Annotated in this window: 22 protein-coding genes; 16 read left to right on the top strand and 6 right to left on the bottom strand. The window is 62.5% G+C overall.

Annotated features, from left to right (window positions below):
• Positions 1–17: 17 nt before the first annotated feature.
• Both H4V99_RS16345 and H4V99_RS16350 read left to right on the top strand, forming a co-directional pair.
• On the top strand, positions 18–1940 hold the full coding sequence (locus H4V99_RS16345) for a hypothetical protein (RefSeq protein ID WP_280680370.1): 1923 nt from the start codon (positions 18–20) through the stop codon (positions 1938–1940).
• A 736-nt stretch (positions 1941–2676) separates the two neighbouring features.
• Positions 2677–3540 carry a hypothetical protein gene (locus tag H4V99_RS16350; RefSeq protein WP_280680320.1) on the top strand — a complete coding sequence of 288 codons (864 nt, stop codon included), beginning with the start codon at positions 2677–2679 and terminating at the stop codon, positions 3538–3540.
• Positions 3541–3577: 37 nt separating this feature from the next.
• Here H4V99_RS16350 and H4V99_RS16355 read toward each other — a convergent pair whose 3' ends face one another.
• Positions 3578–6577 (bottom strand): Tn3 family transposase, encoded by a 3000-nt coding sequence (locus H4V99_RS16355; protein ID WP_280680321.1) that lies wholly within the window; start codon positions 6575–6577, stop codon positions 3578–3580.
• A gap of 143 nt (positions 6578–6720) precedes the next feature.
• Here H4V99_RS16355 and H4V99_RS16360 point away from each other — a divergent pair, with 143 nt between their 5' ends.
• The 10 genes from H4V99_RS16360 to H4V99_RS16405 all read left to right on the top strand — a co-directional run bounded on the left by H4V99_RS16360 (position 6721) and on the right by H4V99_RS16405 (position 17742).
• A complete protein-coding gene (locus H4V99_RS16360) occupies positions 6721–7290 on the top strand; it encodes a recombinase family protein (protein ID WP_280680322.1) in 570 nt (189 codons plus the stop codon).
• 59 nt (positions 7291–7349) lie between these two features.
• Positions 7350–7565 carry a hypothetical protein gene (locus H4V99_RS16365; protein WP_280680323.1) on the top strand — a complete coding sequence of 72 codons (216 nt, stop codon included), beginning with the start codon at positions 7350–7352 and terminating at the stop codon, positions 7563–7565.
• Between the two features lie 462 nt (positions 7566–8027).
• Positions 8028–8909 (top strand): AAA family ATPase, encoded by an 882-nt coding sequence (locus tag H4V99_RS16370; protein WP_280680324.1) that lies wholly within the window; start codon positions 8028–8030, stop codon positions 8907–8909.
• A complete protein-coding gene (locus H4V99_RS16375) occupies positions 8906–9292 on the top strand; it encodes a hypothetical protein (RefSeq protein WP_280680325.1) in 387 nt (128 codons plus the stop codon). Before H4V99_RS16370 ends, H4V99_RS16375 begins: the two co-directional genes overlap by 4 nt.
• 291 nt (positions 9293–9583) lie before the next feature.
• Positions 9584–9826, top strand: coding sequence for a glutaredoxin-like protein NrdH (nrdH, locus tag H4V99_RS16380; RefSeq protein WP_280680371.1), 243 nt, complete (start codon positions 9584–9586; stop codon positions 9824–9826).
• Positions 9823–10533: a single-stranded DNA-binding protein gene (locus H4V99_RS16385; RefSeq protein WP_280680326.1), complete on the top strand. Its 711-nt coding sequence runs from the start codon at positions 9823–9825 to the stop codon at positions 10531–10533. The genes nrdH and H4V99_RS16385 overlap by 4 nt, the downstream gene beginning before the upstream one ends.
• 291 nt (positions 10534–10824) lie before the next feature.
• The gene (locus H4V99_RS16390; protein ID WP_280680327.1) at positions 10825–11922 is read left to right on the top strand and encodes a hypothetical protein; all 1098 of its coding nucleotides are present in this window, start codon (positions 10825–10827) and stop codon (positions 11920–11922) included.
• A gap of 929 nt (positions 11923–12851) precedes the next feature.
• Positions 12852–13118 carry a helix-turn-helix domain-containing protein gene (locus tag H4V99_RS16395; RefSeq protein ID WP_280680328.1) on the top strand — a complete coding sequence of 89 codons (267 nt, stop codon included), beginning with the start codon at positions 12852–12854 and terminating at the stop codon, positions 13116–13118.
• Positions 13118–14398, top strand: a complete 1281-nt coding sequence (locus tag H4V99_RS16400) for a HipA domain-containing protein (RefSeq protein ID WP_280680329.1) — start codon at positions 13118–13120, stop codon at positions 14396–14398. The genes H4V99_RS16395 and H4V99_RS16400 overlap by 1 nt, the downstream gene beginning before the upstream one ends.
• A 479-nt stretch (positions 14399–14877) precedes the next feature.
• Entirely contained in the window at positions 14878–17742 is a 2865-nt protein-coding gene (locus H4V99_RS16405) for a DNA methyltransferase (RefSeq protein WP_280680330.1), read from the top strand.
• Between the two features lie 276 nt (positions 17743–18018).
• Here the strand turns inward: H4V99_RS16405 and H4V99_RS16410 are convergent, their stop codons facing one another.
• Positions 18019–18321, bottom strand: a complete 303-nt coding sequence (locus tag H4V99_RS16410; protein WP_348522386.1) for a tyrosine-type recombinase/integrase — start codon at positions 18319–18321, stop codon at positions 18019–18021.
• 229 nt (positions 18322–18550) lie between these two features.
• Between H4V99_RS16410 and H4V99_RS16415 the strand changes: the two genes are divergently transcribed.
• Together H4V99_RS16415 and H4V99_RS16420 are read left to right on the top strand one after the other, a co-directional pair.
• Positions 18551–19734 (top strand): IS3 family transposase gene (locus tag H4V99_RS16415; protein WP_280676597.1). Its coding sequence is split into 2 segments (ribosomal slippage): positions 18551–18812 and positions 18812–19734, totalling 1185 coding nucleotides; the frame shifts between segments, so codons are not numbered across the junction.
• 592 nt (positions 19735–20326) lie between these two features.
• Entirely contained in the window at positions 20327–20734 is a 408-nt protein-coding gene (locus H4V99_RS16420; protein ID WP_280680331.1) for a hypothetical protein, read from the top strand.
• Here the strand turns inward: H4V99_RS16420 and H4V99_RS16425 are convergent.
• The 4 genes from H4V99_RS16425 to H4V99_RS16440 form a co-directional block, all read right to left on the bottom strand.
• Entirely contained in the window at positions 20731–21951 is a 1221-nt protein-coding gene (locus tag H4V99_RS16425; RefSeq protein ID WP_280680332.1) for a hypothetical protein, read from the bottom strand. The genes H4V99_RS16420 and H4V99_RS16425 overlap by 4 nt on opposite strands.
• Positions 21948–22544, bottom strand: coding sequence for a serine/threonine-protein kinase (locus H4V99_RS16430; protein ID WP_280680333.1), 597 nt, complete (start codon positions 22542–22544; stop codon positions 21948–21950). Before H4V99_RS16430 ends, H4V99_RS16425 begins: the two co-directional genes overlap by 4 nt.
• Before the next feature lie 44 nt (positions 22545–22588).
• A protein-coding gene (locus H4V99_RS16435) for an IS3 family transposase (protein ID WP_280676597.1) occupies positions 22589–23772 on the bottom strand; the annotation gives its coding sequence in 2 pieces (ribosomal slippage) (positions 22589–23511 and positions 23511–23772; 1185 coding nt in all).
• Between the two features lie 66 nt (positions 23773–23838).
• Positions 23839–24096, bottom strand: a complete 258-nt coding sequence (locus tag H4V99_RS16440; RefSeq protein ID WP_280680334.1) for a hypothetical protein — start codon at positions 24094–24096, stop codon at positions 23839–23841.
• Between the two features lie 233 nt (positions 24097–24329).
• Between H4V99_RS16440 and H4V99_RS16445 the strand changes: the two genes are divergently transcribed.
• Positions 24330–24782, top strand: a complete 453-nt coding sequence (locus H4V99_RS16445; protein WP_280680335.1) for a hypothetical protein — start codon at positions 24330–24332, stop codon at positions 24780–24782.
• 267 nt (positions 24783–25049) lie between these two features.
• The gene (locus tag H4V99_RS16450; RefSeq protein WP_280680336.1) at positions 25050–26579 is read left to right on the top strand and encodes a DDE-type integrase/transposase/recombinase; all 1530 of its coding nucleotides are present in this window, start codon (positions 25050–25052) and stop codon (positions 26577–26579) included.
• Positions 26580–26582 lie beyond the last annotated feature (3 nt).

Here is a 26582-nt window from a genome sequence, read left to right on the forward strand (position 1 = left end):
TTGACGATGTTTCCGTGATGGGAACCCCGTTGGGCGTGTCTTCCGACCGGTGGACGGCCTGGGATTTGACGCGCCGCATCAGTCCGCGCGACCAGGTTAGGGTCATGGTGCGCGAGGCCGACGGTCAGCTACACATCAACCAATACCCCCGGTTGTACCGTGTCGGGCCCGACGCACCCACGACGCCGTGGTGTGTCCGTCTGGCCGACGCCGCGCATCAGTTCCGGTTGCTCTGCTTCGACTTTGACGCGAAGACTCCTGACGCCGTGGAGAACGCCGTCGACGACTGTGACGCCCTCTGCGGTGTTCTCGATGAACTCTCAATCGTCCACGTCGTCTGCCAGTCGTCGGCGGGCGGCGGCCGACATGTCTGGATCGGCATTGCTGGTGGGGCTTCCCCCGCGATCGTTGCTGCTGTCGCAAGAGTGGCCCACGCGACGTATGACACCCTCGACCACGGCATGTTGCTGAACCCAGCCGAGGGCGCCGCGCGTCCGCCCGGGGCTCCACACCGGGATGGCAGCACCTCAACGGTGCTCCGCGGTCGCCTGGATGCACTCGCGGCGCTGACCACGACGCCTGGAGAACTGGAACGGCTTGCCGTGGTGCTCGGAGAGCGTAAACCTGCTCTCCGCCACGTCGATACGCGGCCCTCGGGCCCAGTCGATGGCTCTCACCACACCCACCGGGACCTCAGCACGACGGGGGAAGGCCACATGGCTACCATCAATGGTGGGAGCAACCCGTCGTGGACGGGTTTCATGTGCTTGTTGACGGCGGCCAGCGCCGGATGGACGCGCGGGGACGTCGAGCACGCGGCCAAGACTGCCCCCGGTATGGAGCACTTCCGCACGAAGAACACGGGGCGCGGCACGCGCCGGCCCCGCAGCGCGGGCGAGGCCCACGATCGCCTGTCCCGCCAGTGGGCCAAGGCGCAGCAGTACGCGGCGCTCCAGCGCCCGCTCCCCGCCGCACAGAAACCCCAAGACCTCACGGAGTTGGGTGCGATCGTCGCCGATGTCGATGACCTTCTGATGCGCCTTCGCGTCAATGCCGGCCGGTGGGGACGCACCGAGTCGGCCATTTCCCAGCGCACCATCCTGATCGCTCTGGCCTACCTCACCTTGCAGACCGGGAAGCACGCTGTCGCGGCGTCCATCCGCGACCTGGCCCTGATGTCGGGCCTGGGCCGTACGACCGCAGCTAGCGCCCTCCACGCCCTCACCGAGGCCGGATTCATCCAGCAGGTCCGCAATTCTGACGGCGGCAACGCCGCCGAATGGGAGCTAACTGGAAAGTTTTCCACAGCCTATGACATGGTCCGGTCACAACCATCTAATAACCCCCGCCCCCCTCCCGAACTCTTCACGCTCCGGGCCGAACTGGTGCGCATGATCGAGAACCAACTGACTGACCAGCTCCACGACCTCTTCACTCGTAAAGGACTGGGTCACCTTGCTGGCAGGATCTACACGCTCCTCCGGGAGCACGCCGCCGTGACGATCGACTCTGCGGCCCGGCTTCTGGGGGTGTCCTCCCGCCACACGGCTACGATCCTGGGTCGCCTTCGCCGACACCGACTCATCATCAAACACCCGGAGGGCTGGGCTCGGTCACTTCGGGACTTGCGTACGCTGGCGGCTCGTGTTCTGGGTGTTGAGGGGATGCTGTACGCCCGGGCCGATCAGTATGAGGCGGAGCGTGTTGTGTGGGCGTGGTGGCAAGCCGAATACGCCACGATGACCAGTACCCCGAGGCAGCGTCCGCGCCGGCCTCACGTGTCGAGCCGGCCACTGTTTGAGGCCAGTACACCAGGTGAACGCGTTTGGCCCCGCTACCCGCGTTCACCGGATGGTCGGGCCGACCACCACCAGGCCCGCGAATATGTTGATGAAGGGGTGCTCAACCCGGAGAATCGCTGGCAGCTCTCCGTCGCATAGAAATCCTGGGGTCGTTCACTCCAGGCCCACGAGTACGTGGCTGGTGAATTCGTCGGATACCCAACATTAGTATCGTGTCGGGCGTTTGAGGACATGCCTCGAAACAGCGAAATGCAGGCACGCAGGGAAGTCGCGAGAACCGGCCGGAATGGTCACAACCAAGTTGCCGCGACGAATAACCTCGCGTGAGTGAGACCCATTCAGCCGCGTGGTTGGTCTGATTCCTTCTCGCAACCAGTCTCGGTCGGGGCGTCGTGCTGGTCCCGGATTGAGACTCGGCCGTATCCAATTTGCATGCAAAAGTATAACCAACCCGGTAATGCATTACATAGACGAGTACATGGCAAGCATTACAAAACTCGCCGCGTGATTCCGCGCTTTACTGATCCTGTCCCGGGGTGCCGTGCGAACGATCGTTACCGAACGCCACACCCCACAAACCCTTAGCGTCGGATATGCAACGAATTCACAAGCCACCCCGTGAAGACCGGTTCAGGTCGTTAGCCACAGCTGCCTCGGTCATACTCGACGGCTCTTTCCTCGGGAAGGAGCTTGTAGATTACCCGGTCCCTGAAAATTGACGCCTTGCTCGCAGCGCGTTCGAACCATCCGCCCCAGTAGAGGAGAAGCAGAACCTGGAACGGCTCATGCTAAAGTCAAATCCTAACTTGGGGGACCTGTGCTTACAGCTTCATTAATCTCTATTCCTGCAGGCACCCGTCGTATGTCTTCGCTGATGAGAGCCGTCGTTTTGGTTGCGGCGCTTTTCGTTGCGGTCGCGGGCCTCACCCTCGTTTCTTCGAACAGCGCGTCCGCGCAGGACTTCTCCCAGTGTGACAGTGTCGATAACACCCCAGGCCTGGAACTTATCTGCGATGTGAGCGTAGAAAACAACCTGAATTTGACCAGTGGGGTGGAGAGCTCCACTGTCGCAACCACGGTGTGTGAGGGGGCCAACGGCGCGTCTAAGTGTGGCCCTGCGTCGACGGAGTCTTACAACACGCTTACCAGCGCGGTGAGCCAGTGCAACTACGCACTGAACGGCGGCGGCGGTAACTTGGACTGCACCGTGACCGTGGTCAACAACATCACTGGTGCGGCCGATGAGGACAAGGCGCCTACCGGCGCAACAGTGAATCAGTGTGTTGGATCCGCAACCGGTGGCGGCACGGCGCTGATCTGTGACCCGTTCCCTGCCGCAACATCTAGCGCGACGATCACGCAGTGCAACGATTCCGCAATCGGCGGTGGTGGCGCTACCGGTGTCATCTGCACCGTGCACCCGTCCACCCAGAGTGCGCTGCTCCCGGTCACGATCACGCAGTGCAACAACTCCGCCAATGGCGGCGGAGCCAGCGTCACCTGCGATGCGACGCTAACGAACAACTCCCTCAATGGGGAAGCAGCGCCCAAGCCGAGCACTCTGATCGCGCCGCTGAAGAATACCTTGCACGACTCCCTCAATGGGGAAGCGAAGCCCAAGGCGAGCACTCTGGTCGCGCCGCTGAAGAATACCCTGCACGACTCCCTGACGGACGGATTCGGCCTCCCCGGCGCCACTGGCGTGCACGGAACGTTTTTCCTCGGAGTTGGGGTCTGAGTAGTAATGGAACGAAAACGTGCGCTAAGGATTCGGGCTAGTGGGGGGTATTCGGGTTTCTGAGGGGGCGCAGGCCTTCTTTGGGGAGGTCGCTGGTGCTGAAGCGGTAGCGGCCGAGGAGATTGATGTGGTCGCGGATCAGGGGTGAGAGTCGGGCGACGTCGGTGTCGTTGACGGGGTAGCCCTCGGCACGGAGTTGGTTCACGACGGCGTCGATGTAGCGGGTGTTCCAGAGGACGATGGCGTTGACGACAAGTCCGAGGGCGCCGAGTTGATCTTCCTGGCCTTCTCGGTAGCGTTGCCGGAGTTGGCCTCGTTGCCCGTGGAAGACGTCGCGGGCGAGGGCGTGGCGGCTTTCGGTGCGGTTGAGTTGGGTGAGGATCCGGCGTCGGTAACTGTCGTCGTCTAGGTACGCGAGTAGGTAGGTGGTCTTGGCGATGCGCCCGTATTCGGCGAGGGCACGGCCCAGGGGTGTGGGGCGGCCTTGACCTTGGAGGACGCGGAGGAGTTCTGAGGCTTTCACTGTCCCCGTCGCCAGGCTCCCGGCGATGCGGAGCAGGTCGTCCCAGTGGGTAGCGATCAGGGCCGTGTTAATGCGGTGGGTGGCGAGGTCGTTGAGGGGGCCGTAGTCGGCGTCACGGTTGATGCGCCAGAACCGGGTCCCGCCGATATCGGCCAGCCGGGGACTGAATTGGTAGCCGTTGAGGCGGAAGAGGCCGAAGACTTGGTCGGAGTAGCCGGCGGTGTCGGTCATGAGCTCGGTGGGTTGCAGACCGGTTTGTTGCTCGAGGAGGCCGTCGAGGATGTAGAGGCTGTCGCGAAGGGTTCCGGGAATGACGATCCCGTGGAAGCCGGAGAATTGGTCGGAGAGGAAGTTGAGGTAGGTGATCCCACGGCCGGCACCGAAGTAGCGGGGATTGGGGCCGGCGTTCAGAGTGCGGACGGGGACGACGAAGCGGATGCCGTCGGCGGAGGCGACGTCGCCGCCACCCCAGAATGCCGTGATGGGGATCGTACTTTGCATCTCCACGAGGCGGGCATTGGCTGCCGCGATCGTTTCGGTGCGGATGTAGTTCTGATCAGTCCAGGAGAGCCGGGCGCGGGTGAGAGCCGGGTTGTCGGGGTGGACCACCGGTTCCAGACCGACGTTGCATGCTTCGGCCAGTAGGACGGCGCAGATGCTGAGGTGAAGGTTCTGGGCGCTGGTGTTCCCCTCGGAGACATGCGTGAACTCGCCCGGGAACCTGGTCCAGCCGGCAACTTCGAGAATTTGGTCGGGGAGGTCCACGCGCGGGATCCTCGCGTTGACCGCATCGCGGAGAGCGGCGAGGGAGGCGGGTTCCTCGAGCCGGTCCAGCGGCGTCAGAACTGGTCTGGCGCGGCCGTCGATGGATTCGATCCGGACGGCGGGGTTGTCGTGGAGGCGGGAGGCGACCGCACGGTAGGCGTCGTCGAGCTCGGCCGCGAGGGTGGTGATCTGTTGGTCGGCGTCGAGGCTGTGTCCGTAGCCGGCGGCGATCTGTGGCCGCGCGGTTTCCCACGCGACGCCCTCGAGCAGTTTCGCTCGCGGGTCGCCCCACCGGTCGCTTCCCGGCACGAAAACGTCCCGTCGCCGCAGACTCTCCCGCAGCTTCTCCAGCACCAGGAACGTGTAGGCGCGGCGATTCAGGAATCCGTTTTCGTCCTCGATGCGATGCCGCCAGACGCCGGTCGCCAGATCTATCGATACAGCGTCGACGCGGATGTTGTGGCGGCCTTCAAGGCGTCGGAGCGCGTCGAACGCTTCCAGCGTCGCCTCGCCGCCGGGAGCGGCGCGCAGCTGGAGTGTCCGCAGCAGTGCCGGCAGGAACCGACGCACCGACGTGTATCGGGTCATCAGATCGTTCAGGTGCACGTCGGCCGGGTCGACGTTGATCTGGGCGAGGGTTGCGACGGCCGCCTCGAGGTCGTTCCGGGACACGTGCTGGGTGATCGCGGCCCACAGCGCCAACACATCACCCTCGGGCGGGTCGAGGAGAACCTGGACCGCTTGTGAGAGCGCCCACGCGGCACTGTCCACAGCGGGTTGAGAGCGGGCGCGTTCGTTCTTCCCGGCCTTCTCGGCGCGGGAGAGGAGGCTCCCGAGGAGCTGATCGAGCAGATCAAGAGCATCGTCGGTTGCTGCGATCTCCAGCTGTTGGGCCGCGGCGAGCAACGTCGCGATCCGCCTGGGCTTCGTCATCCGGGCGAGGGTCTGCGCCTTCGCGACGACCCCGTACCGGGCCAGAGCCGCCACACGGCTGGGCGGGATCGGTGAGACGTCCACATTCCCGACCCCGATCGCCCGGATGCTGTCCAACCGCTCCAGTGCACCCAGCAGGCCGCTGGCTGACACTCGTGTCGGCGCCCGACGTAGCCGGTCCAACACCGACGACCGTTCTCCTGTTCGGGTCACGAGAAGCTCCTCGAGCCGTGCCTGCTGCACCCGATTGGGCAACGACGCGAGCTCGTCCCACACTCGCACGTTGCTTTGCTCGCGGGCCTGCGCGATAGCCCGGAGCAGCGTTGACGGACGGGGAAGGAGAATCTTGGCCTCCAACAGCCATGCCGTCGCCAAGTCGAATAACACTGTCGGCCGTTCCGCTCCGATCTTGACGCGCGCCTGCAACCAGCCGGTGAACCCTGCCTGGCTGTCCTCGGCGGCGAAGTCGCGGTACCCGTACGCCGATTGGATCTCGCCAGCATGGAGACGATTCGTGCCCTCACGCCGGGCATAGTCGTGCAGCACCCGCCAATCAGGGATCTCGAGCTGGCCGGCGAGATACTCCGCAACGACCCGCGGGACCTCAGCCGGGTTGGGAAGGAAAACCCCCAAGAACCGCACCGTCCCGATCTGGGCGGCGAATCCGAGCCGGTTATGCGCTCCACGCCGGCCCGCGATCAGCGCCCGATCACGAGCACTGAGATGGAAGAAACGATCAAGCTGCCCCTGATCCGGATCCGCGGAGTACCGGGCATATCGCTCCTGCTGACCCGTCGACACAAAACTAACCGGCACAGGGTTTCCTCGGCATCCGCTTATGTCGACAAACGATCCTCTACCGACGTTCCACCCTACCGACGACACGCCGCCGAAATCGCGTCGACAACTCGCGTCGGAAAACAACGACGAAAAACCCGCGCCGCCGATATTCTCGACACATGCTTATCGGATACGCCCGAGTCTCCACACCCGACCAGAACATTGACCACCAAATCGACGCCCTCACCCGCGCCGGCGTCGAACCCGACAACGTCTACACCGACCGCGCGAGCGGGGCACGGGCCAATCGCCCCGAACTCGACAAAGCCCTCGCCTCCGCAAACCGTGCCGGTGATCAACTCGTCATCACCCGCCTCGACAGGCTCGGCCGATCCGTGCTCCACCTCGTCACCCTCGGCGCGGCCCTTCAACAGCGCGGAGTCGGACTGCGAGTACTCGAGCAAGGCATCGACACCACCACTTCGGAAGGCCGCGCCATGTTTGGGATGCTGTCCGTTTTGGCCGAGTTCCAGCGAGAACTCATCATCGCCAACACCCAAGACGGCCTCGCAGCCGCCCGCGCCCGGGGCCGCATCGGGGGCCGACGCCCGAAACTAACCACCGAACAAGGCGCCCACGCACGAGAGCTGTACGAAGGCCGGAAACACACCGTCCAGCAAATCGCAGATCTACTCCGCATCCCCCGCACAACCGTTTACGGCTACCTCAACCCCAAAACCCACGCTTAGCGCACGTTTTCGTTCCATTACTACTCAGACCCCGGTCCCCCCTGAACCTGCCCGCCACCGTGCTCACCCACCTCCTCGGCAGCCCGACCGTCATCTTCGGAACCGCCATCGCCGTCAGCGTCACCGGCGACGGTGAAACCGTCGGCCTCACCGACCGGCAGGTCGCCCGGATCCAGAAAGCACTCGCACACAAACCCGACGAGGGCACCATCGACACCCTCGTCGACAGCCTCTCCCCGTTCCCCACCGTCGTCGGCATGCTCCGCAACATCTAACCCCGACCACCGGCTGGCCCCACGAGGGCCAGCCGGTGAGGGGTGACCCCCTCACACTCCCCCACCAGCAGCTGGCACGGAGGCCGGACCCGACGAGCTGGCTAGGCCAGGTCATATCGACATTCGGCCGCTTGGCACTGGATCGGAGTTCGTTTCAGGCCCGTCCCGGCCCCGGTCCGATGGAAAGACCGTGAGGGCAACCCCTCATGGTCCTGCGTGGAAGTAATACAATACTTGTTTGTATTGCAAGTATTGCAAGTATTGCAAGTATTGCAAGTATTGCAAGTATTGCAAGTAGTGCAAGTATTGCAAGTATTGTGTTTATTGTGAAATAATGAATTATTGTCTTGTTGGCGTGTTAATAAAAGCAATATTCGCAAACAAGGCAATAGTTGAAAGACAATCAACCCTATAAACACAAACAAGTATTGTGTTTATTGACTTTCGAGAGAGGCAAGAACCGTGGTCCACACAGCAGTCATAGCGAACAACAAGGGTGGCGTGTCCAAGACGGAGCTGACCGTACAGCTCGCCGCTGCGCTCGCTCGAGCAGGCCAGCGGATTCTCGTCGTAGACATGGATCCACAGGCGAACGCCACACGTCGCCTCGGCATCGAATGGAACGCCAACGAACCCATCGCCACCATGTCCGAGGTCATCAAAGCCGACCAATCAGGCGCGGGGGAGGGGGCTGTGGTCGCCTGCGGATGGATCAGCCCCGATGGAACTCCAACAGCCGAAGCGGAAAACATCGATGTTCTCCCGGCCCGGTTTGACCTGATCAACCGGGAAACCGAAGCCGGAGTCATCGGAGCTGTGAGACGGCTCCAGAAAGCACTCGACGGATGGACCGACGACTACGACATCATCCTCATCGACACTCGGCCGGACCTGGGCCACCTAGTCCAGATGTCGATGGCGGCCGCCGACACTATCATCGTTCCAACCGACCCAAACTACGACTCCGTCGAAGCAGCCATCCGCGTGAGCGACTTCGTGACTCGTCACGCGATCGACATCGCCAACCCGACGCTCACTGTCGGCGGCATCGTCGTAACGCGACGAAAAGCCACCATCGAACACGACTACCAAATCGAGGGGCTACGCGGCCAGTTCGGGGACCTTGTGTGGAACCTCGGCGGCCTCGTAAAGATGTCCGACGGCTCAGAAATGCTCAACCCGTCCTACATTCCCGAATGGTCACGCTTCGCAGAAGCTGACGCGGCGGCTGTTTCGCTGTCCGACTGGAGCGACCGAAACGGACGCAAGACCGTCGCTCTCTATGACGCCGTCGCTCGAACCTACCTAGCCCGCTTCCTGGGCACCAAGGGGATGGCAGCATGACCGCCCCCAGTCGTCGACGGCCAGGAAGCGCAAGCCCCATCAGGCTGGTGCCCGAGGTCGAAGAAGTCCGCACGCCGCCCGCCATGGAGCCTCCGCCGTCCGCTCCATCACCAACGCCCGACTCCAGTGCGTCATTGGCCCCCGCAGTGGAAAGTGACGAGAAGAAAGCAGTCACGTTTGGGCTCCGCACGTCCCTCAAGAAGCGTGCCGAAACCGCAGTACTCCGAACCGCAGGCTACGACGGCGGCTACACATCAATGGCCGCCCTCGTTGACGGTGCGCTCGAACGTGAACTTGCACGGCTCGCAGTCGAATTCAACGACGGTGAGCCCTTTCCTCGAAATATCGGTGGATTCCGTCAAGGCAGACCCCTCGGAAGCTAACGGCAGAGCTGGAGAGGCGCCACCCCACCACCCCGCGCCACTACGGGAACCGTCACGGAGGCCGGATCCTGATCGAGCCGCTGCGCGGCGCTGTAAGAGCCTTTCGGTTTCACCTGTCTGGCTGATCATCGTAGCTTCCTCCCGTGCCTGCGTTCCGGGCTTTCGCGGCATATCCTCGCTGCGTTCCGGTATTCCACGACCCGGCACTACGGCACTCACGGTCGCTATCGATTTCTCTTGCCAGCTAGGCAAAAAAATTGTTGGTAGAGAGGGAGCAAGATCATGAGTGAGATGGTGACGGTTTACAGTAAGCCGCGGTGTGTGCAGTGCACCGCTACGTACCGGTACTTGGATGCGCGGGGGATTGAGTATCAGGTTGTCGACCTGACTGAGAGTGAGGCAGCGTTGGCGTATGTGTCTGAGGACTTGGGTTATTTCGCGGCGCCGGTGGTGGTGGTGGTGGATGATCAGAATCATTGGTCGGGTTTTCGTCCTGACCGTATCGACCTCATCGGTGCGGAGGCCGCCTCATGAACGAGGCAGAGGGGCCGCCGGCCGGGACTCCGGAGGACGACAGTTACCGGGCGGGGTGGTTGGCGGGGCATGCTGCCCGGCAGGTCGAGGTCGACGAGCTCGAAACGTTGGCGGATCGGTACTACCGGGCGGCGTTTGATGATGAGCGTCGGATCCCGCGGGAGATCGTCAGTTACGAGGAGCTCGAGCAACGCCGGCGCCTGAGTGAGCCGCCGCGTGAAGTGACCCGCAGTGAGGCCCTCGCCTCGTGGGGTATTGACGAGGACCCACCCGCACGAACCGTCACCGTGCAGGGCTCGCCGTCGCCGGCGGGGACAACGAACCGGTCGAGCAGGAGGAGCACCATGAGTACCAGAATCATCATCGGGAACCTGGCGAGTGACCCGGAGGCTGTGCAGGCCGGCCGGGTGCAGATTGTGAAGCTTCGCGTGGTCGAGAACACGGGGGAGTATCGGCAGGGCGCGTGGGTGGAGCATGAGGCGCCGACGACGCATTTTGTGGAAGCAAAATTTGAGCTCGGGCAGAACACCCTCGACACCCTCCACAAAGGTGATGCCGTGATCGTCGTCGGGCAGGAGCACACCGTCTCCTGGGGTCAAGGCGCGCAGAAACGGTACGGGCGCGTCATCGACGCCGACGCCATCGGCCCCAACCTCACCCGCGCCACCGCGACCATCCAACGCCGCAGCACGCCCACACCCGCATAAACCTGCGGCGGCGCGTGACCGCCCGCCCCTGACCGGCGCCGGCGAGGTCGCCACCGCCTGCGACCGCCCGGGCCCAGTCGGTGGCAGGTGAAGCGTCCAGGCGCTACCGCTGGGACGCGCGGCTTTGCCGCGCCCGCAACAGGCTTCGCGGCGCCGTGTGGGTCTCTGCCCGCGGTTCGGCTGGCTCCTCCAGCCGGCCGCCGCGCTGGCTGCTCAGGCGAGCCTTCGCGCAATAACGTAAAACGTATTACGTTTTCGTTTCGTTATTACGTTTCGTGTTAGAATAACGTTATGGATATCATGGAGACTCCCGCTGACGTGCGCACGTGCCGTTTCCCCGGCTGTGACCGCCCGGCGGCGGCGGGGGAGTCCGGTTCGGGCCGGCCTCCCGAGTACTGCGACGATCCCGCCCACAACCGGGCGGCGGCTTGGCGTGCCCGGCAGGCGCAGCGCGGCACCGTCACAGCGCCGGCCAAGGTCGATGGCCGGCCCGTGGATTCTGCTCGGCAGCGGGCGAGCGAGATCCGGTCGCAGGTGTCCGGGATGATCGAACACCTCGAAGGCCAGCTGCGCGTCCTGGTCGAGGAGCTCGGCACAGTGGGGGACCTCGACGCCGCCGAGGCACAAGCTGAGTCTGTCGCCAGCGATGCCGCCGAAGCCGTCGCCACGGCGACAGCTCGCGCCACGAGGGCTGAGCAAGCTCAGCGCCGTGCGGAAGCCGAACGAGTGGACGCTGACGCCCTCACCGCTGAAGCCCTTGCGGGCAGTGAACTCCTCGAGCACGCCCTGGCCGAAGCGCAGGAGAACGCGCTGGCCACCGAAACGGCGCGCCTGCAGCTCGTCGAAGAACTCGCCGACACTATTGCTGCCGCGGCAGCGGACCGTGAGAGCAACCGCACCACCGTGGCGGGCCTTGAAACAGAACTCACCACGCTGCGGGGGAGCCTAGCTGAAGAGCAGCGCGACCACGCTGCTACCGCTGCGCGGTTGGTAACCATGACCGCTACCGCCGCTACAGCCGAGGGCCGGGCTACGGCGGCTGTGGCGACGGCTACTGCCGCGACGGAACGCGCCGAGCGGGCTGAGGCGCACGTGCAGGCCGGGCGTGACCAGGTCGACGCCCTCCGCACGGAACTCTCTGCTGAACGCGACCGTGCCGGCGCTGCGAGTTCGCAGGTCGCCGTGCTGACCATCGAACGCGACAACGCCTTGGCCGCGATCATCCGCGAACGTGAATACGCGGACCAACGCATTGCCGACTTCCGCGCGTACGAACGAGACGAGCACGAACCTGAGAACACCGACGGATCCGCCCCCAGCTCGGCTGCTCCCGCTGGGAAGAAGAGAGCCAAGAGCACCCCGCAGACAGGCGACAAGGCGCACTCCTAGCCAGTACCCTGCCGCCATGGACGAGTCATCGCTGGGCCGCTGCCCGAAGTGCGGGGAAATGGTCAACGTTTATACGTTGGGAGACGGCACGGTGTATCTCGGGTGCGACGAACTTGCTTGCCTGTGGGCCTCTCATCTGGAGTCCATGCCTTTCGAGGAGTATGAGGGACCCGAGGCATACTGATCGTCGGCCAGGCGAGCGAAGACCCGCCTCGCCGCGTGACGTTATTTGCGCGGGGCCTTGAGGTCCTCGCCAAGCATCTCGTCGGTGACGCTCATAAATACGTCCAACCAGGGCGCCGTCCGCACCCGCGTTTTCCGGGGCGGTGGTTCTGCTTGCGCGAGAGCCAACCGCACCATGGGCCGGCCGACACCGTGACGCGGCGGGGCCAGCTCATGAATTGAGAGGCCTTCCACGCGCGCAGCACAGCGGATCCGTGAGAACAATTCCACCCGAGAGTCCATCCGAACCTCCACCGTGAGCAACCGAAAACGCGTTGCGACCACGGTGAAGGTGGGTCCCGGTTCAGGTGCCCGTGACACGCCGCAACGGCCGAAGTGGGTCCCGCTTAGATTGCCCTGGTGGGTCCGGCTAACGCTGCCATCAAGCGCTACTGGCCAACTGACAGCCAAATGAGCAATTCACTGACATTGAGATGAGCATTCTCACGTCGGGGCGTCAGAAGCCCGATCTCGACGCCAGTGATCGTGGGTTGGCGGGGTTGTTCGCTCCGGCTTCGCTCTCCGGCAACGAGGGCTAACGTCACGTTCCGCCGCACCACTGGGGTGGCCTGCATCACCCGGTCGGTGTGGCTCGGGACGTTGACGATGTTCCACCAGGCTTGGTGTGGATGATTCTCCACTTTACGAAAAGTGGACGATAGTCCATACTGAGTGATGTGGACGATAGCCCACATCGGAGGGATCCCATGGAAACCGTGTTCACTGCCCGCGACCTTGGCGCCGCCGTGCGCCAGCGACGGGAAGCTCTGGGGCTCACTCAGCGGGCCCTTGCCGATGCCGCCGGGGTGTCCCGCGAAACCGTGCTCGCTTTCGAGGCCGGCAAAGCCGGGGTGTCCCTCGGCCGGGTCTTCACCCTGCTCAGTGCCCTGCACCTCGCCTTGCACGTAGCCGACGCGCCCGACGGCGACGACAGCACTACCCTCGACGACGTGTTCGCGGACCTGGACCGTTGATGTCTCGCAAACTCAGCGTCTACCTCGATGGCACCCGAGCCGGGAGCTTGCACCAGAGCGCCACTGGTAACACCACCTTCCGTTACACGGGCGACTACACCGGTAGCGGCACAGCCACCCCGCTGTCTCTGTCGATGCCTCTGTCGCGCCGCGAGCATCCTTCCCGCGTCGTCACTCCTTTCCTGCAGGGCCTCCTGCCTGACAGTCCCACCAAACTTGACCAGCTCTCCCGCAAGTACCGCACATCTGCCGCGAACCCGTTTGGGCTTCTCGCCCACTTTGGCCGGGACGCCGCCGGCGCCGTCCAGATACTTCCGCCCGGGGAGGACTCCTCCGATGCGGCCACCCGTCAAGGTGATGTCACCGAGCTGTCCGATGCTGAGGTGGGGGAGGTCATCGCCGACCTGATCGAGAACGCTGACACCTGGGGCGGTGTTCGCACTGACATGCACTGGTCTCTCCCTGGTGCTCAACCCAAAGTTGCTCTGTTCCGGTTCGACGATGGCCGCTGGGGAACCCCGAACGATTCGACCCCCACCACCCACATCCTGAAACCCGCCATCTGGCCGTACACAAACCATGACGTGAACGAGCACGTGACGATGGCCGCCGCCCGGCTCCTCGGCCTGAGCGTGGCCAGAAGCGAGCTGATGACCACGGACCGGGGCGACCGGGTGTTCGTCTCCACTCGCTACGACCGCCGGCAGCGGAACCGGCCGGCCGGCCGGTGGGCGCGGCTGCACCAGGAGGACCTCTGCCAGGCGCTCTCCGTCGCCCCCATGCGGAAATATCAGCAGGACGGCGGCCCCGGCGTCAACCAGATAGCGGGACTGTTCGACACCCTCTCAGACCCCCGGGACCAGGCCGACAGCCGCCGCCGGTTCTTTGACGCCCTCGTCTTCAACGTCAGTGCCGCGTGCACCGACGCCCACGCGAAGAACTTCTCCATGCTCCTCGTCGGCCGGCGCGCCACACTCGCCCCGCTCTACGACGTGGGCACACACGCCCTCTACCCGTCGAAGGACCCGCTGCGTTCCGCCATGAAACTCGACGACGAATACACCCTCGACGCCATCGGCATGCCCGAGCTCCTAAAAGCGGCCACCAAACTCCGCATCCCCGCCGACGTGGCCGAAGCCCGCGTCACCCACATCCGGTCGAACCTGGCCGGCGCGTTCGCTGACGCGGCCGCCACCATCGAGGGAATGCCCGACGTGCGCGGCGTCGCGGCCGCCGTCGCCAACTCCATCCACGACCTCGCCACCCAGCGCGGCTGGTGACGCCCCGGCACCCCAGCTTGGAGGGCAAGAGCACCAATGACGGCCCATTCTGGTGTTGCCCGCAGTGCGGTGTCGTTCGCCTCGTGTGGCGTTGCTCGTCCTGACGCGATCCAGAAGGGGCGCCGATCCATTGCCGGCGAAACCGGGGGGAGAGGTAGCGTCACCAGCATGTGCGGCAGATTCGTGGTCCCCAGCACGACCGGTGAGCTTCTGAGCGTTTTCGATGCTACCGGCGATAACGCCGACGGCTGGCAGCCCTCGTACAGTGCTCGAACGGACCACTATGCCTTGCGAGTGGCCACGATATGCAGGCCGATGTCGCTCAGACGGTCCATGGCCGCAAGGCTTGTCCAGCGCTGACACTGTCCTGATTGCGACCGCGCTGCACCTGAGCCGTTCGCGCCGACTGAGCAAGCAGGATCGTATCCGCCATAATCAGACTGTGAGCTCAGCACAGGGTCTGCATTGAGGGGAAACAAGTGGCTATTGCACTAAAGGTGAGCGCCAAACCGCTGTCCACTACTGAGATGAATAGTCGTGCTTCGGCCTTCGTGGCGAAGTGGAAGTTTGAGTCGCGTGAGCATGCCGAGGCGCAGACGTGGTGGAACGAATTTTTCGCGATCTTTGGTGTTGACCGGTATTCCACAGCTGTTTTTGAGCGCTGGGCAAAACGAGCCTCCACCGGGCACCAAGGCCGTATCGATGTATTTATGCCCGGCGTAATGATCGCCGAGCACAAGAGCCTCGGAAAAGATGGCGGGAAAGCAGAAATACAGGCCGAAGACTATCTTGCCGGCGGGGACATCTCCGCAGCTGAAATGCCGCGATATATTGTCAGCACCGATTTCGCAGAGGTACAGATCACGGACTTGGCGTCACCGGTTGACCCACCGTTCCGATTCCCAATTACGAAGTTGCCAAAGTACATAGCGCGCTTCGCGTTCCTTTCTGGGTACCAAGCACCGGTGCGGGCGATCACGGAGCAGACAGCCGTATCGGTTACGGCAGCCCGCCAGATGGGAAAGCTCTATGACGCCCTCCTGGGCGATATCGACGCGAGCGGCGAGGGCCACGACGCCGAGCAGGCCGCGATCTTCATGACCAGGATCCTGTTTCTCCTTTACGGTGACGACGCCGACGGTCTCTGGGAGCCGGATGCTTTTCGTAATTTCATCGAATACGCAACAGTTGTGGATGGCTCGGACGCTGGCGCCCAGATCGCTGTTCTCTTTCAGGTCCTCGATACTCCGATTGGGAAGCGCTCGGCGCGAATCGACGACCATTTGAAAGTCTTCCCGTATGTGAACGGCGGCCTGTTCAGCGAACGCGTTGACATTCCCTCCTTCGATCACGCAATGCGCGACGCGCTCATCGCGGCTGGCAACTTCGAGTGGGCCGACGTCTCACCGGCGATTTTCGGATCTTTGTTTCAGGGTATGAGCAGTCGTGCGAAACGGCGAGAGCAGGGCGAGCACTACACGACCGAGATTAACATCCTCAAGACCCTCAGACCACTATTCCTCGATGAGCTCGAAGTCAGGCTGCAGGCGGCCTGGCCGTCGATACCCGCTCTCACTGCTCTACACCAATCACTGGCGGACTACCGATACCTCGACCCCGCGTGCGGCAGTGGCAATTTTCTCATCGTCGCTTATCGAGAAATGCGTGACCTTGAGCTCCGGCTGCTCGTTCGGCTGCAAGAGTTGCGCCGCCTGGCACCGCTCGACAAGATCAAGCGGCTCGGCGATTACGCGTTGGATGGCACCGCAGATCTCAACGTCGTCCCTGATCAATTCGCCGGCATTGAGATCAATTGGTGGCCCTCCAAAATTGCCGAGACGGCCATGTTCCTGGTCGATCACCAAGCAAATCAGCGCATGGCATCGACTCTAGGATCGGCGCCGAATCGCCTCCCGATCACCGTCGCCGCGAACATCGTGCACGCAAACGCTTTGGAGGTCGATTGGAATAGGACAGTCGAGGCGACCGATTCCACTCTCGTTTTCGGAAACCCGCCATTCATCGGTCAATATACCAAGACCGACGATCAAACAGCAGATATGAAAGTCGCGTGGGGCAAGAACTATGACGGATATTTGGACTTCGTCACAGCTTGGCACGCCAAGGCGCTGGCCTACCTCAAGGATACAGACCGGGCAGCGTTCGCCTTTGTGACCACAAATTCGATCACACAAGGACAGCCGGTTCCCGCGCTATTCAAACCGATCTTCGGCGACGGTTGGCGTATCTCGTTCGCTCACAGAACGTTCAATTGGAGGACCGAAGCAACGGGTGGAGCTGCGGTGCACTGCGTCATCGTCGGCTTCGACAAAGGCACGGACAAGCCGCGCCTCTTCGACTACGCAAAGCCAAGTAGCGAGCCAGTTGAGATGCCCGTTGCGCGCATCAACCCCTATTTACTTGATGGCCCCGACCAGTTCGTATTCAAGCGAATGAAGCCTCTTGCGGCACTACCTGAGGTGAAGAAGGGCAGCTCGCCAACCGACGGAGGCAGTCTGCTCATCTCACCAGCGGAGTACCCGGACGTAATGGCCGATGCCGTCGCTGCGAAGTACGTTCGCCCATTCATAGGCGCCGACGAGCTCATCAATAGCGACGACCGATGGTGCTTGTGGTTGACAGAACTCGACGCAAATGACATTTCCAAATCACCGATTCTCTCCAGCCGACTTGAGGCTTCGAGGGAGATGCGGAAGGCGAGTAAAAAGGTCGGAACGCAGAAGCTCGTTCGCACGCCGCAGCTATTCGGTGAGCTCCGTCAACCAACCGTTCCGTATATTTGTATCCCCCGGCATTTCAGTGCAGACCGGCTGTTCGCTACCGTCGCGTATTTTGACGCTGAAGTCATTTCTGGCGACGCCAACTTTACGGCCGAGGACCCTGACGGACTTCTCTTCGCGGTCGTTTCATCAACGATGTTTTTGTCCTGGCAGCGGATGGTTGGCGGGAGAATCAAATCAGATTTGCGCTTCGCCAATACGATCACCTGGAACAACTACCCGTTTCCGCAGCTGAGCAACACCGAGCGTGAACGTGTCATCGCCGCAGGGGCTGCTGTTTTGGCCGCCCGTGTGGCCCTTCCCGGTCAGAGTCTTGCTCGAATGTACAACCCACTGGCGATGTCGGCTGAGCTTCTGCACGCGCACGACGCTCTCGATAAGGTGATCGACCGCGCGTTCGGCTTCGCTAAAGCACCCACTGAATCACAGCGTCAGCAGCGACTTTTCGATCGCTTCCTTGAGATGCACGAGAGTGACCAGCTCGCTAATCCGCCGAAGGTGAAAAAACAGCGCGCCCTATCAACCTCTGCGTCGCTGGTGTAGCGAGAATGCCGGAACCAACCCCGCGGTCAGCACTCAGCGCTCGTGTGTCAATTGCCCCGGATAAGTTGGTCGAATTTCTTTTGAAAAAGTTGAGGAGTAATGCAGGACCCGACACATACAGTGGGACGCCCCAGCGGAGTTGTGGCATTCCTAAGTGACTGAGAGGATGTCATTTTCCGTTCACGCTTGCACAATTATGCCGACGTCGTCGTTATGCCGACCTGGGCGTGGGCGCCCTTGCGGCGTAGGGGATTCGGCCGGAAGAGGTCGGCATAATTAGAGGGCCTCCAAGAAAGCGATGAGTGAGTCTGGAGGTCGGTAACGGCCGACCTTGACGGCAAGGGGTGTGGTGCGGTCGATTGCTTCCTGCATGTGAGTCATGTCGGCGTGCAGGTAGATGTTGGTCGTCGCGATCTGCTCGTGGCCCAGCCAGAGCGCGATCGCGGTAACGTCGACTCCCGCCAGCAGGAGGCGCATTGCCGCGGTATGCCGGATCGTATGCATGGTGACCCTCTTTCCGTGAAGCGAAGGGCAGTGTTCGGCCGCGAGGGCGAGGTGGTGGGCCAGGCGTCGTTCGATCGCATCGCGGTGTTAACGCCGGGCCAAAACAGGGCCAATAGTGATAATGGCCCTATTTTCGGTCGGCGTTAACAACCGATTCGTCAGGCTCTGGTCAAGGATCAAACGAGTTCTGCGGAGTGTCAATTGCCAATAGGAACTGCCCGTAGGTGGCTTGGCCTGACCTGCCGCGGATATCTCGGACAGTGGGCCCTCTTAAAATGAGAGTTCACTGAAAGTAGAGATCAGCATGGCCGCAGCACGTAGGCGTTTCACCCAAGAGTTCAAAGACGAGCTGTGCCGCGAGGTGATCAATACCTCCAAACCGATCAAGGACGTCGCCACCGCATACGGCGTCGGGCCCGAGACGCTCCGGAACTGGCTCAACAAATACCGCGAGGCCAACGGCGGCACCGAAGCGGACCTGACAGTGTCGGAACGGGCCCGTCTGAAGGAACTCGAGCGGGAAGTTCAAGAGCTGCGGGCGGAGACCGCTTTCTTGAAAAAAGCCAGCGCTTACTTCGCGCGGGAGCAGCGGTAGTGAGCAAGTACGAGTACATCGACTCCCAAAATTCTGAGCCCACCAACCGGAATTCGGTGGTGAAAATGTGCCTCTGGCTGGCCGTGTCAACGTCCGGTTTCTACCACTGGGCGATCCGGCCGCAGTCCGCGACCGCGGCCCGGCGAGAGGCCCTGATCGCGCGGATTCAACACTTCTTCGAGGAGTCCGACGGCACCTACGGATACCGCCGAATCCACGCCGACCTCGCCGCGGAGCAGACCGAGTGCTCGCCCGAGCTGGTGCGGCAGCTTATGCGCCAGATTGGCCTCGTAGCCTGCCAACCACGGCCTTTCCGCATCACTACCGAAGCCGATGCCGAAGCGGCCGCCAACATGCCCGACCTCGTCAAACGCGACTTCACCGCCGACCGCCCCGGGGTGAAGTTCGTCGGCGATATTACCTACATCCATACCTGGCAAGGATTCATCTATCTGGCCACCGTCATCGACTGCTATTCCAAGAAGGTTGTCGGCTGGTCCATCGCCGATCACATGCGCACCGAGCTCGTCGCCGACGCCCTCCGCAACGCCGCTGCGACGACCGTGATCGAGGCCGACGCGATCTGGCATTCCGACCGCGGCAGCGTCTATACCTCGGCCGAATTTCGGGCTCTCGTGTCCGGCCTGGGGATGCGTTCCTCCATGGGCCGCACCGGCGTGTGTTGGGACAACAGCATGGCGGAAAGTTTCTTCTCGATGCTCAAGAATGAGCGTGTTTATCGCACCGCTTACGCCACGAAATCACAAGCTCGCAGCGACGTCATTCGCTACATCGAAGGGTTTTACAACAGCCGACGCCGGCACTCCGCTCTCGGTTACCGACGGCCCAATGAAGTCCACTATGGTTATCAGCAGCCAGCATTGGCAGCGTAGAAGAATCCACTAATTCCGCTGTCCGAAATGCCCGCGGCAGCTCAGCCTGGCCGCTAACAGCGGAGGGACGCAGTAGGCATATGAAGAGAGTTCGACTGGGTCTGCAATGTCGCTAGCGCGGGACGGCCCAGAGCGGCGACGGTGCTTTCCGCGGGACCGAACTAACATGTAGACACGGATGTATCGGCGCGAGGACTTCGCGTAGGCAACGACTGGGAGGCGATGAATGACGATGCTCGCACGCACGCCAGCTCCCAGATTCCGGTATGAGTCGGACCTAGTTGCCTCGCTTCGAGGGCAACTCCCCCGCCTTATTTTCAGTTCCACATCACAGATCGACGTCGAGACATTTACAGAGGTTCCAGCCGTCCGTGGAGTGCCAGATCTCGCCTCGATCCGATTCGACCATGCCGCGATAGCGCGCCGTCGGGAACTCGGAATCCGTCCTCTCACGACTGACATCGAAGTCCGTGCGGTGCTCAGCCTGGGTCGGCATTCGAGAACGATTGGCGACCTGGCAGCTCGCATGCGTACATCGTCCGACTATGTTCGACGGGCGGTGATTCCTCTTCTCTGTGAGCAAGGCTGGGTAGTGTCAGCGAACGACGGAACGTTTTCTCGGGCTGAGGGCGCAGAACCCGTAATGCGCCGAGTCATCACCGTAGAGGCCAAGCTTCGCGATTGGCATGGCGCGCTCTCGCAGGCACGTCGTCAACGTCTGTCCGCAGACGACGCCTACATTGCACTCGAATCCTCGGCCGTCGCCACCGCGACCGTCGAACTTGCCTACGTCGCAAAATCAGGTATCGGGATCATCGCCGTGGACGCCCGGACGTCGGAAGCCCGCGTCTGGGCACGTCCCCAGCGTCGTCTCGCCAGCGCACAATCCGCAGTTGGCCGATTGCTCATCGCTGAACGCTGCCTTGAAATGCTGGAGCGGGGAGAGCGCGAGGGAAGAATCTATCCAGTGTTTGGGTGGACTCGGCCGCAAGGTCGCTAGCTCAGAACGTCTTTCCAAGCCGCCAAGTGCAATGGCCTGTTCAGCCCTGCCGGCTGGTCGGCGCGGCGGAGTTCATCGATGAACTTGGTTGCCGCCTTGACTTTGCGCGCAGACTTCGCCTCAGGTCGCTTGCCTTTTAGCTTCGATTGCAAGTCTGCAACGGCCATCAAATAGTGAAGACCGCCGAGCTCGTGCGAGTGCCCTTCTTCTTCTATTTCGAGGGAGTACGGGGTTACCAGTTCCTCGTGTGGCTCGAGCTCAGAGAGCCGTTCAAACTCTGAGTACTCGATCGTGTGTATTAGCTGGGAATCGAAGTAGCGCGGAATCCGCGGAGGCGGTCGCTGTCCTTTCCTGCCACCCATGATTCGCTGTCGGGCGAACGCCTGCTCGGGCCATGCCTGGCCGGTGGAGAAGCCAGTAGCGCCGAGTGCAGTCGCGACCCAACCCGTCAGGCCCGAATTGGGGAGGAATAGCTGCTTGTCCTCCAATGCGCAGAGCTCCGCGAGCTCTCGGTAGCCCGCGAGGATCGCGGCGTCTGTCAGCTGGCCGTACCGGACAGGGATCTCGGGCCAGTAGAAACGGAGATACCAGAGTCGCTCGTTGCTTTCGACGATTTCTTGAAGGAGCGTTGCGCGAAGCTCTTCGTCCACGAGCCACTGCCAGTCGAATGTGAGGTTCACCGCCATTGGCGCCTCCGACCCGACATAGGAACGGCTCTCGTCGACGAAGCTCATCGCTCGCGCTATCGACCTCGTTCCGTCGGTAGCGTCAACCCAGCCGCTGGCGGACAGAGAGACGGTAGCCCCAAGGTCGATTTGGATATCCAACGCCAATTTAATCCACTTTGCTTTCGGCTTCTGTGGGGCATCCATGAGGTTGATCCAGTCATCGTTTACCTTGGCGTCGGCATGGGATTCCCATGCCGATGTCGTTGCGTAGTGGAGTTCGGGATCAATGAGAATTACCGGTGCTAGCTGGCAGTTTGCGACGAATTGTTCAACGGCGGTGCGCTTGTGATTATGAAGGGGTACGACAACCCCAATGCCGAGATCTGGAGAATGCAGCCCGTTGATGTATCCGAGAGCTTCAGGAACACGCTTTGCGCCCTGGTAGCTCTTATGCACTAAAAAGGTTGGCACGCCTCCACCAAGTATCGTGGCGAGGTTGGCGGGAGCCGTACCAGCGGCGGGGTCGGAGGCGAGTCCTGACGTTCTCATTTTGCGGCCAACTTCTTTAGATCGGACAGGGTTCGTCGGGAGCTACCGCGCTGGTACTCGTGGTCGGAGAGCATTCGTCCGACGAGCGATTCGAGCTCCGGTGGCACCCTCTCGAGCATGGGGCGTGGGTTACCGACAACGAGGTCGGCGAGGTCATCGATGTGCAGGCCCGCGGTGGTGACAAGGTATGGGTGATTGCCGGTCAATAATTTGTAGAAGAGGACTCCACAAGCCCAAATATCCGAGGCTTTCCGTGCTTTCTCTCCACGAAGTTGTTCGGGGGACATGTACGCGACGGTGCCGACACGAGCTGGGTACACAGTAAAGGTCTCGTCGGCCAGGCCGCGTGAAAGTCCGAAGTCGATCAGAACCGGCCGAGCCCAGTCTCCGTCTCGAAGGATGATGTTGTCGGGCTTTATGTCACGGTGGATCACATCTACCGAGTGGAGCTCGTCAATGGTGCGCATAAGTCCCAGCGCAAACATTACGATTTGCGGCACGGTCGGCAGGCCGTTCGCGGCGAGGTTCTGACCGACACTCCCACCGTCGATGTGCTCGCAAATGAGTACAGTCCTGTTCTCAGTCGCGAACACTGAGCTGCCGCGGGCATTTCGGACAGCGGAATTAGTGGATTCTTCTACGCTGCCAATGCTGGCTGCTGATAACCATAGTGGACTTCATTGGGCCGTCGGTAACCGAGAGCGGAGTGCCGGCGTCGGCTGTTGTAAAACCCTTCGATGTAGCGAATGACGTCGCTGCGAGCTTGTGATTTCGTGGCGTAAGCGGTGCGATAAACACGCTCATTCTTGAGCATCGAGAAGAAACTTTCCGCCATGCTGTTGTCCCAACACACGCCGGTGCGGCCCATGGAGGAACGCATCCCCAGGCCGGACACGAGAGCCCGAAATTCGGCCGAGGTATAGACGCTGCCGCGGTCGGAATGCCAGATCGCGTCGGCCTCGATCACGGTCGTCGCAGCGGCGTTGCGGAGGGCGTCGGCGACGAGCTCGGTGCGCATGTGATCGGCGATGGACCAGCCGACAACCTTCTTGGAATAGCAGTCGATGACGGTGGCCAGATAGATGAATCCTTGCCAGGTATGGATGTAGGTAATATCGCCGACGAACTTCACCCCGGGGCGGTCGGCGGTGAAGTCGCGTTTGACGAGGTCGGGCATGTTGGCGGCCGCTTCGGCATCGGCTTCGGTAGTGATGCGGAAAGGCCGTGGTTGGCAGGCTACGAGGCCAATCTGGCGCATAAGCTGCCGCACCAGCTCGGGCGAGCACTCGGTCTGCTCCGCGGCGAGGTCGGCGTGGATTCGGCGGTATCCGTAGGTGCCGTCGGACTCCTCGAAGAAGTGTTGAATCCGCGCGATCAGGGCCTCTCGCCGGGCCGCGGTCGCGGACTGCGGCCGGATCGCCCAGTGGTAGAAACCGGACGTTGACACGGCCAGCCAGAGGCACATTTTCACCACCGAATTCCGGTTGGTGGGCTCAGAATTTTGGGAGTCGATGTACTCGTACTTGCTCACTACCGCTGCTCCCGCGCGAAGTAAGCGCTGGCTTTTTTCAAGAAAGCGGTCTCCGCCCGCAGCTCTTGAACTTCCCGCTCGAGTTCCTTCAGACGGGCCCGTTCCGACACTGTCAGGTCCGCTTCGGTGCCGCCGTTGGCCTCGCGGTATTTGTTGAGCCAGTTCCGGAGCGTCTCGGGCCCGACGCCGTATGCGGTGGCGACGTCCTTGATCGGTTTGGAGGTATTGATCACCTCGCGGCACAGCTCGTCTTTGAACTCTTGGGTGAAACGCCTACGTGCTGCGGCCATGCTGATCTCTACTTTCAGTGAACTCTCATTTTAAGAGGGCCCGCTGTCCGAGATATCCGCGGCAGCTCACACCACGTCTCGAACGTCTAATAGCCGGACTATGCCGTCCAAGTCGAACTTACGAAGGCCCGCGGTCTCTCGATCGACGAGGAGGAGATTGAAATGTTCCGCGTGCAGGATTTTCACCGCGTAGTCGTCAACGATTCCTTTGACTTCAGTCGCGCAAATCTGCCAAGTCTCGCCGAAGCTGCCGGAGCCCAAGAATACTGCGGTCTCGCACGCAAAAGCAGTTGCGACTTCTTCGGCGCTGAGGGAACTCGTCATTTGAGGTATCCGGTCCTGGATGGTGCGTCGCACTCGCGAATGTTCGTAGTGTGTTGTACGTCTCCCGGAGTGACGACGTGGGCGTCGTCGCCGGTGACGATGGGTTTTAGCGCGCCAGGATTTGGTTTCTGGTGGTCGGCGGCGTCAGGCTGACGATGTCCGGATAGACAAATGGCCCGGCGTGCAATCTTTGAGGATCACGCCGGGCCGTTCTAACGCGTAAGGCCGCGCTGATGCTCACGGTAAGTCATGATCCTGTTGTTGTCGAGTTGGACTTACTGGTCGGGCGCGTGGCGTGCCCCGATTGCGGTGGCCGTTTGCGTCCGTGGGGGTGGGCGAGGGCGCGCGTGATTCGGGAGGGCCTCGGCACGGATTGGACGGGCCGCAGGCTCCGGCCGCGCCGGTCCCGGTGCACGGGCTGCCAGGGCACGCATGTGCTCCTTGAGGTGAAGTTGGCAACGCGGCGGGCCGACACCGCCGACGTGATCGCGGCGGCCGTCGAGGCGAAGGCCGCGCTGGGCTGGGGCCGCCGGAAGATCGCGGCGGACTGCGGCGGACTGCGGCAGACCGGTCTCGACGGTCCGTGGCTGGCTGCGCGCATTCGCCGTCTCGGCCGGTGCGATTGGCGAGCGGTTCACGGCGTTGTTGGTGCGGGATGCTCCCGACGCCGTGGTGCTCTGGCCTAAACCTGTCGGCACCATCGGGGGTGAGGCGTTGTCGGTGTTGATGGCGTATGCCGAGGGTTTGGCTCGTCGGTTTGCCGCGACCGTCACGGTGACGTGGATCCAGGCCGGCATCGCCACGACGAATGGCCGTTTGTTTTGTTCGAGCTGGTGGGCTGCGGGTCCCAACACCAACCGGCCCTTACGCAAAGGTGTGGTCGGCGGGAAGGGTGGCAGGAGCGCCTGCCATATCCCTGTGATCGGCGTCTTCACTGTTTGAGAGGACTCTTCATGCCCGCAACCCCGCCGACCCTCCCGCCGATCGTTCCGCCTGTGGTGCCCCGGGTTTCTCCGGTGAGCCCTGCCGTGTCGCTTCTCGTGCCGGCGGGGTCGCCGTCGGAAACGGCCGTGCGCCGGGACCGGACGGAGAAGATCGCCCTGTTCCGCTACCAACTCATCCGCGCGGCTGCCGATGCCAGCGTCACGACGCGACAGCGCGGTCCGATGGTGCGAGACCTCGCGGCAATGGTGCATCCGGGGCCGTTCGGTGGCACGGTGACGGTTTCCAAAGACACCATCGACCGGTGGATTCGGGCCTGGCGGGCCGGCGGCTTCGACGCGTTGAAACCTCGAGGCCGCGCCCAGGGCGCCGTCACGCCGGCGCAGATCCTGGCGTTGGCAGCAACGCTGAAACGAGAACGGCCCGCCCGCACCTCAGCGCAGGTGCGCCGCATCATGATCGACACCCTCGGCGACGCGCCGAGCGAGTCGACGTTGCTGCGGCACTTCCGCACGCTGGAACTACCGACCGGGGTGCGCGAGGTCTTTGGCCGGTTCGAAGCGGATTACCCCAACGAAATGTGGGTCGGTGACGGCCTCCACGGGCCGCGAGTCAATGGGCGGAAAACGTATCTGTTCGCGTTCCTCGATGACCACACCCGCCTCGTGACGGCAGGCCGGTGGGCCTACGCCGAAGACTCCGTCCGGTTGACTGCGGCCCTCCGACCGGCGTTGGAATCCCGCGGCATTCCGGGCACGATATATGTCGATAACGGGAGCGCTTTTGTTGATGAGTCCCTTGCTCGGACCTGCGCGCGCCTCGGAATTCGCCTGACGCATTCGAAGCCGTATCGTCCGCAGGGCCGCGGGAAGATCGAGCGGTTCTTCAACACCGTCAACTCGCAGTTCCTCACCGAAATCACCACCGTCGACACCGCGACGGGCGTCGTCGATGCTGGGGTGGGCAGTATGGTGACGTCGCTGGATGAGTTGAATGCGTTGTTCAGCTCGTGGGTGGAGATGGTTTACCACCAGGCCGTCCACTCCACGACGGGGCAAACCCCGCTGCAACGCTGGGATGCCAGCTGGGTGGGCCGCAAACCGGTGCGGAAGTCGCGGGACGAGATCGCGGAGGCGTTCCGGTGGTCGGCGATCCGCACGGTGACGAAGTCCGCGACGGTGTCGTTGCAGTCCAACACTTACCAAGTTGATCAGCTCCTGGTCGGCAAACGGGTGGAGCTGGTTTATGACCCCTTCGATCTCGCCGGACTGATCACCGTCTCGGCGGGCAACGGCGTCCCGGCCGGCATCGCCGTCTTGAGCGAGATCCGGCGGCACGTGCATAAAAAGGCCGCCACGGCCGCTGCTGATGAGGCCGAGACCGGCGCGAAGAACGCCGCGTCCGGCATTGACTACCTGCGCCTGGTGGAGACGCGGCATAAGGGCACGATGGCTGGGGAGCCGATCAGCTTCGTCAAAGCGTCCACCTCGAAGCGGCCCGCGGTCGTCTTCGTGCCGAGCATCCAGGAGGCGACCCGATGAGTA

The organism is Cryobacterium sp. CG_9.6 (assembly GCF_029893365.1).
GTDB lineage: Bacteria > Actinomycetota > Actinomycetes > Actinomycetales > Microbacteriaceae > Cryobacterium.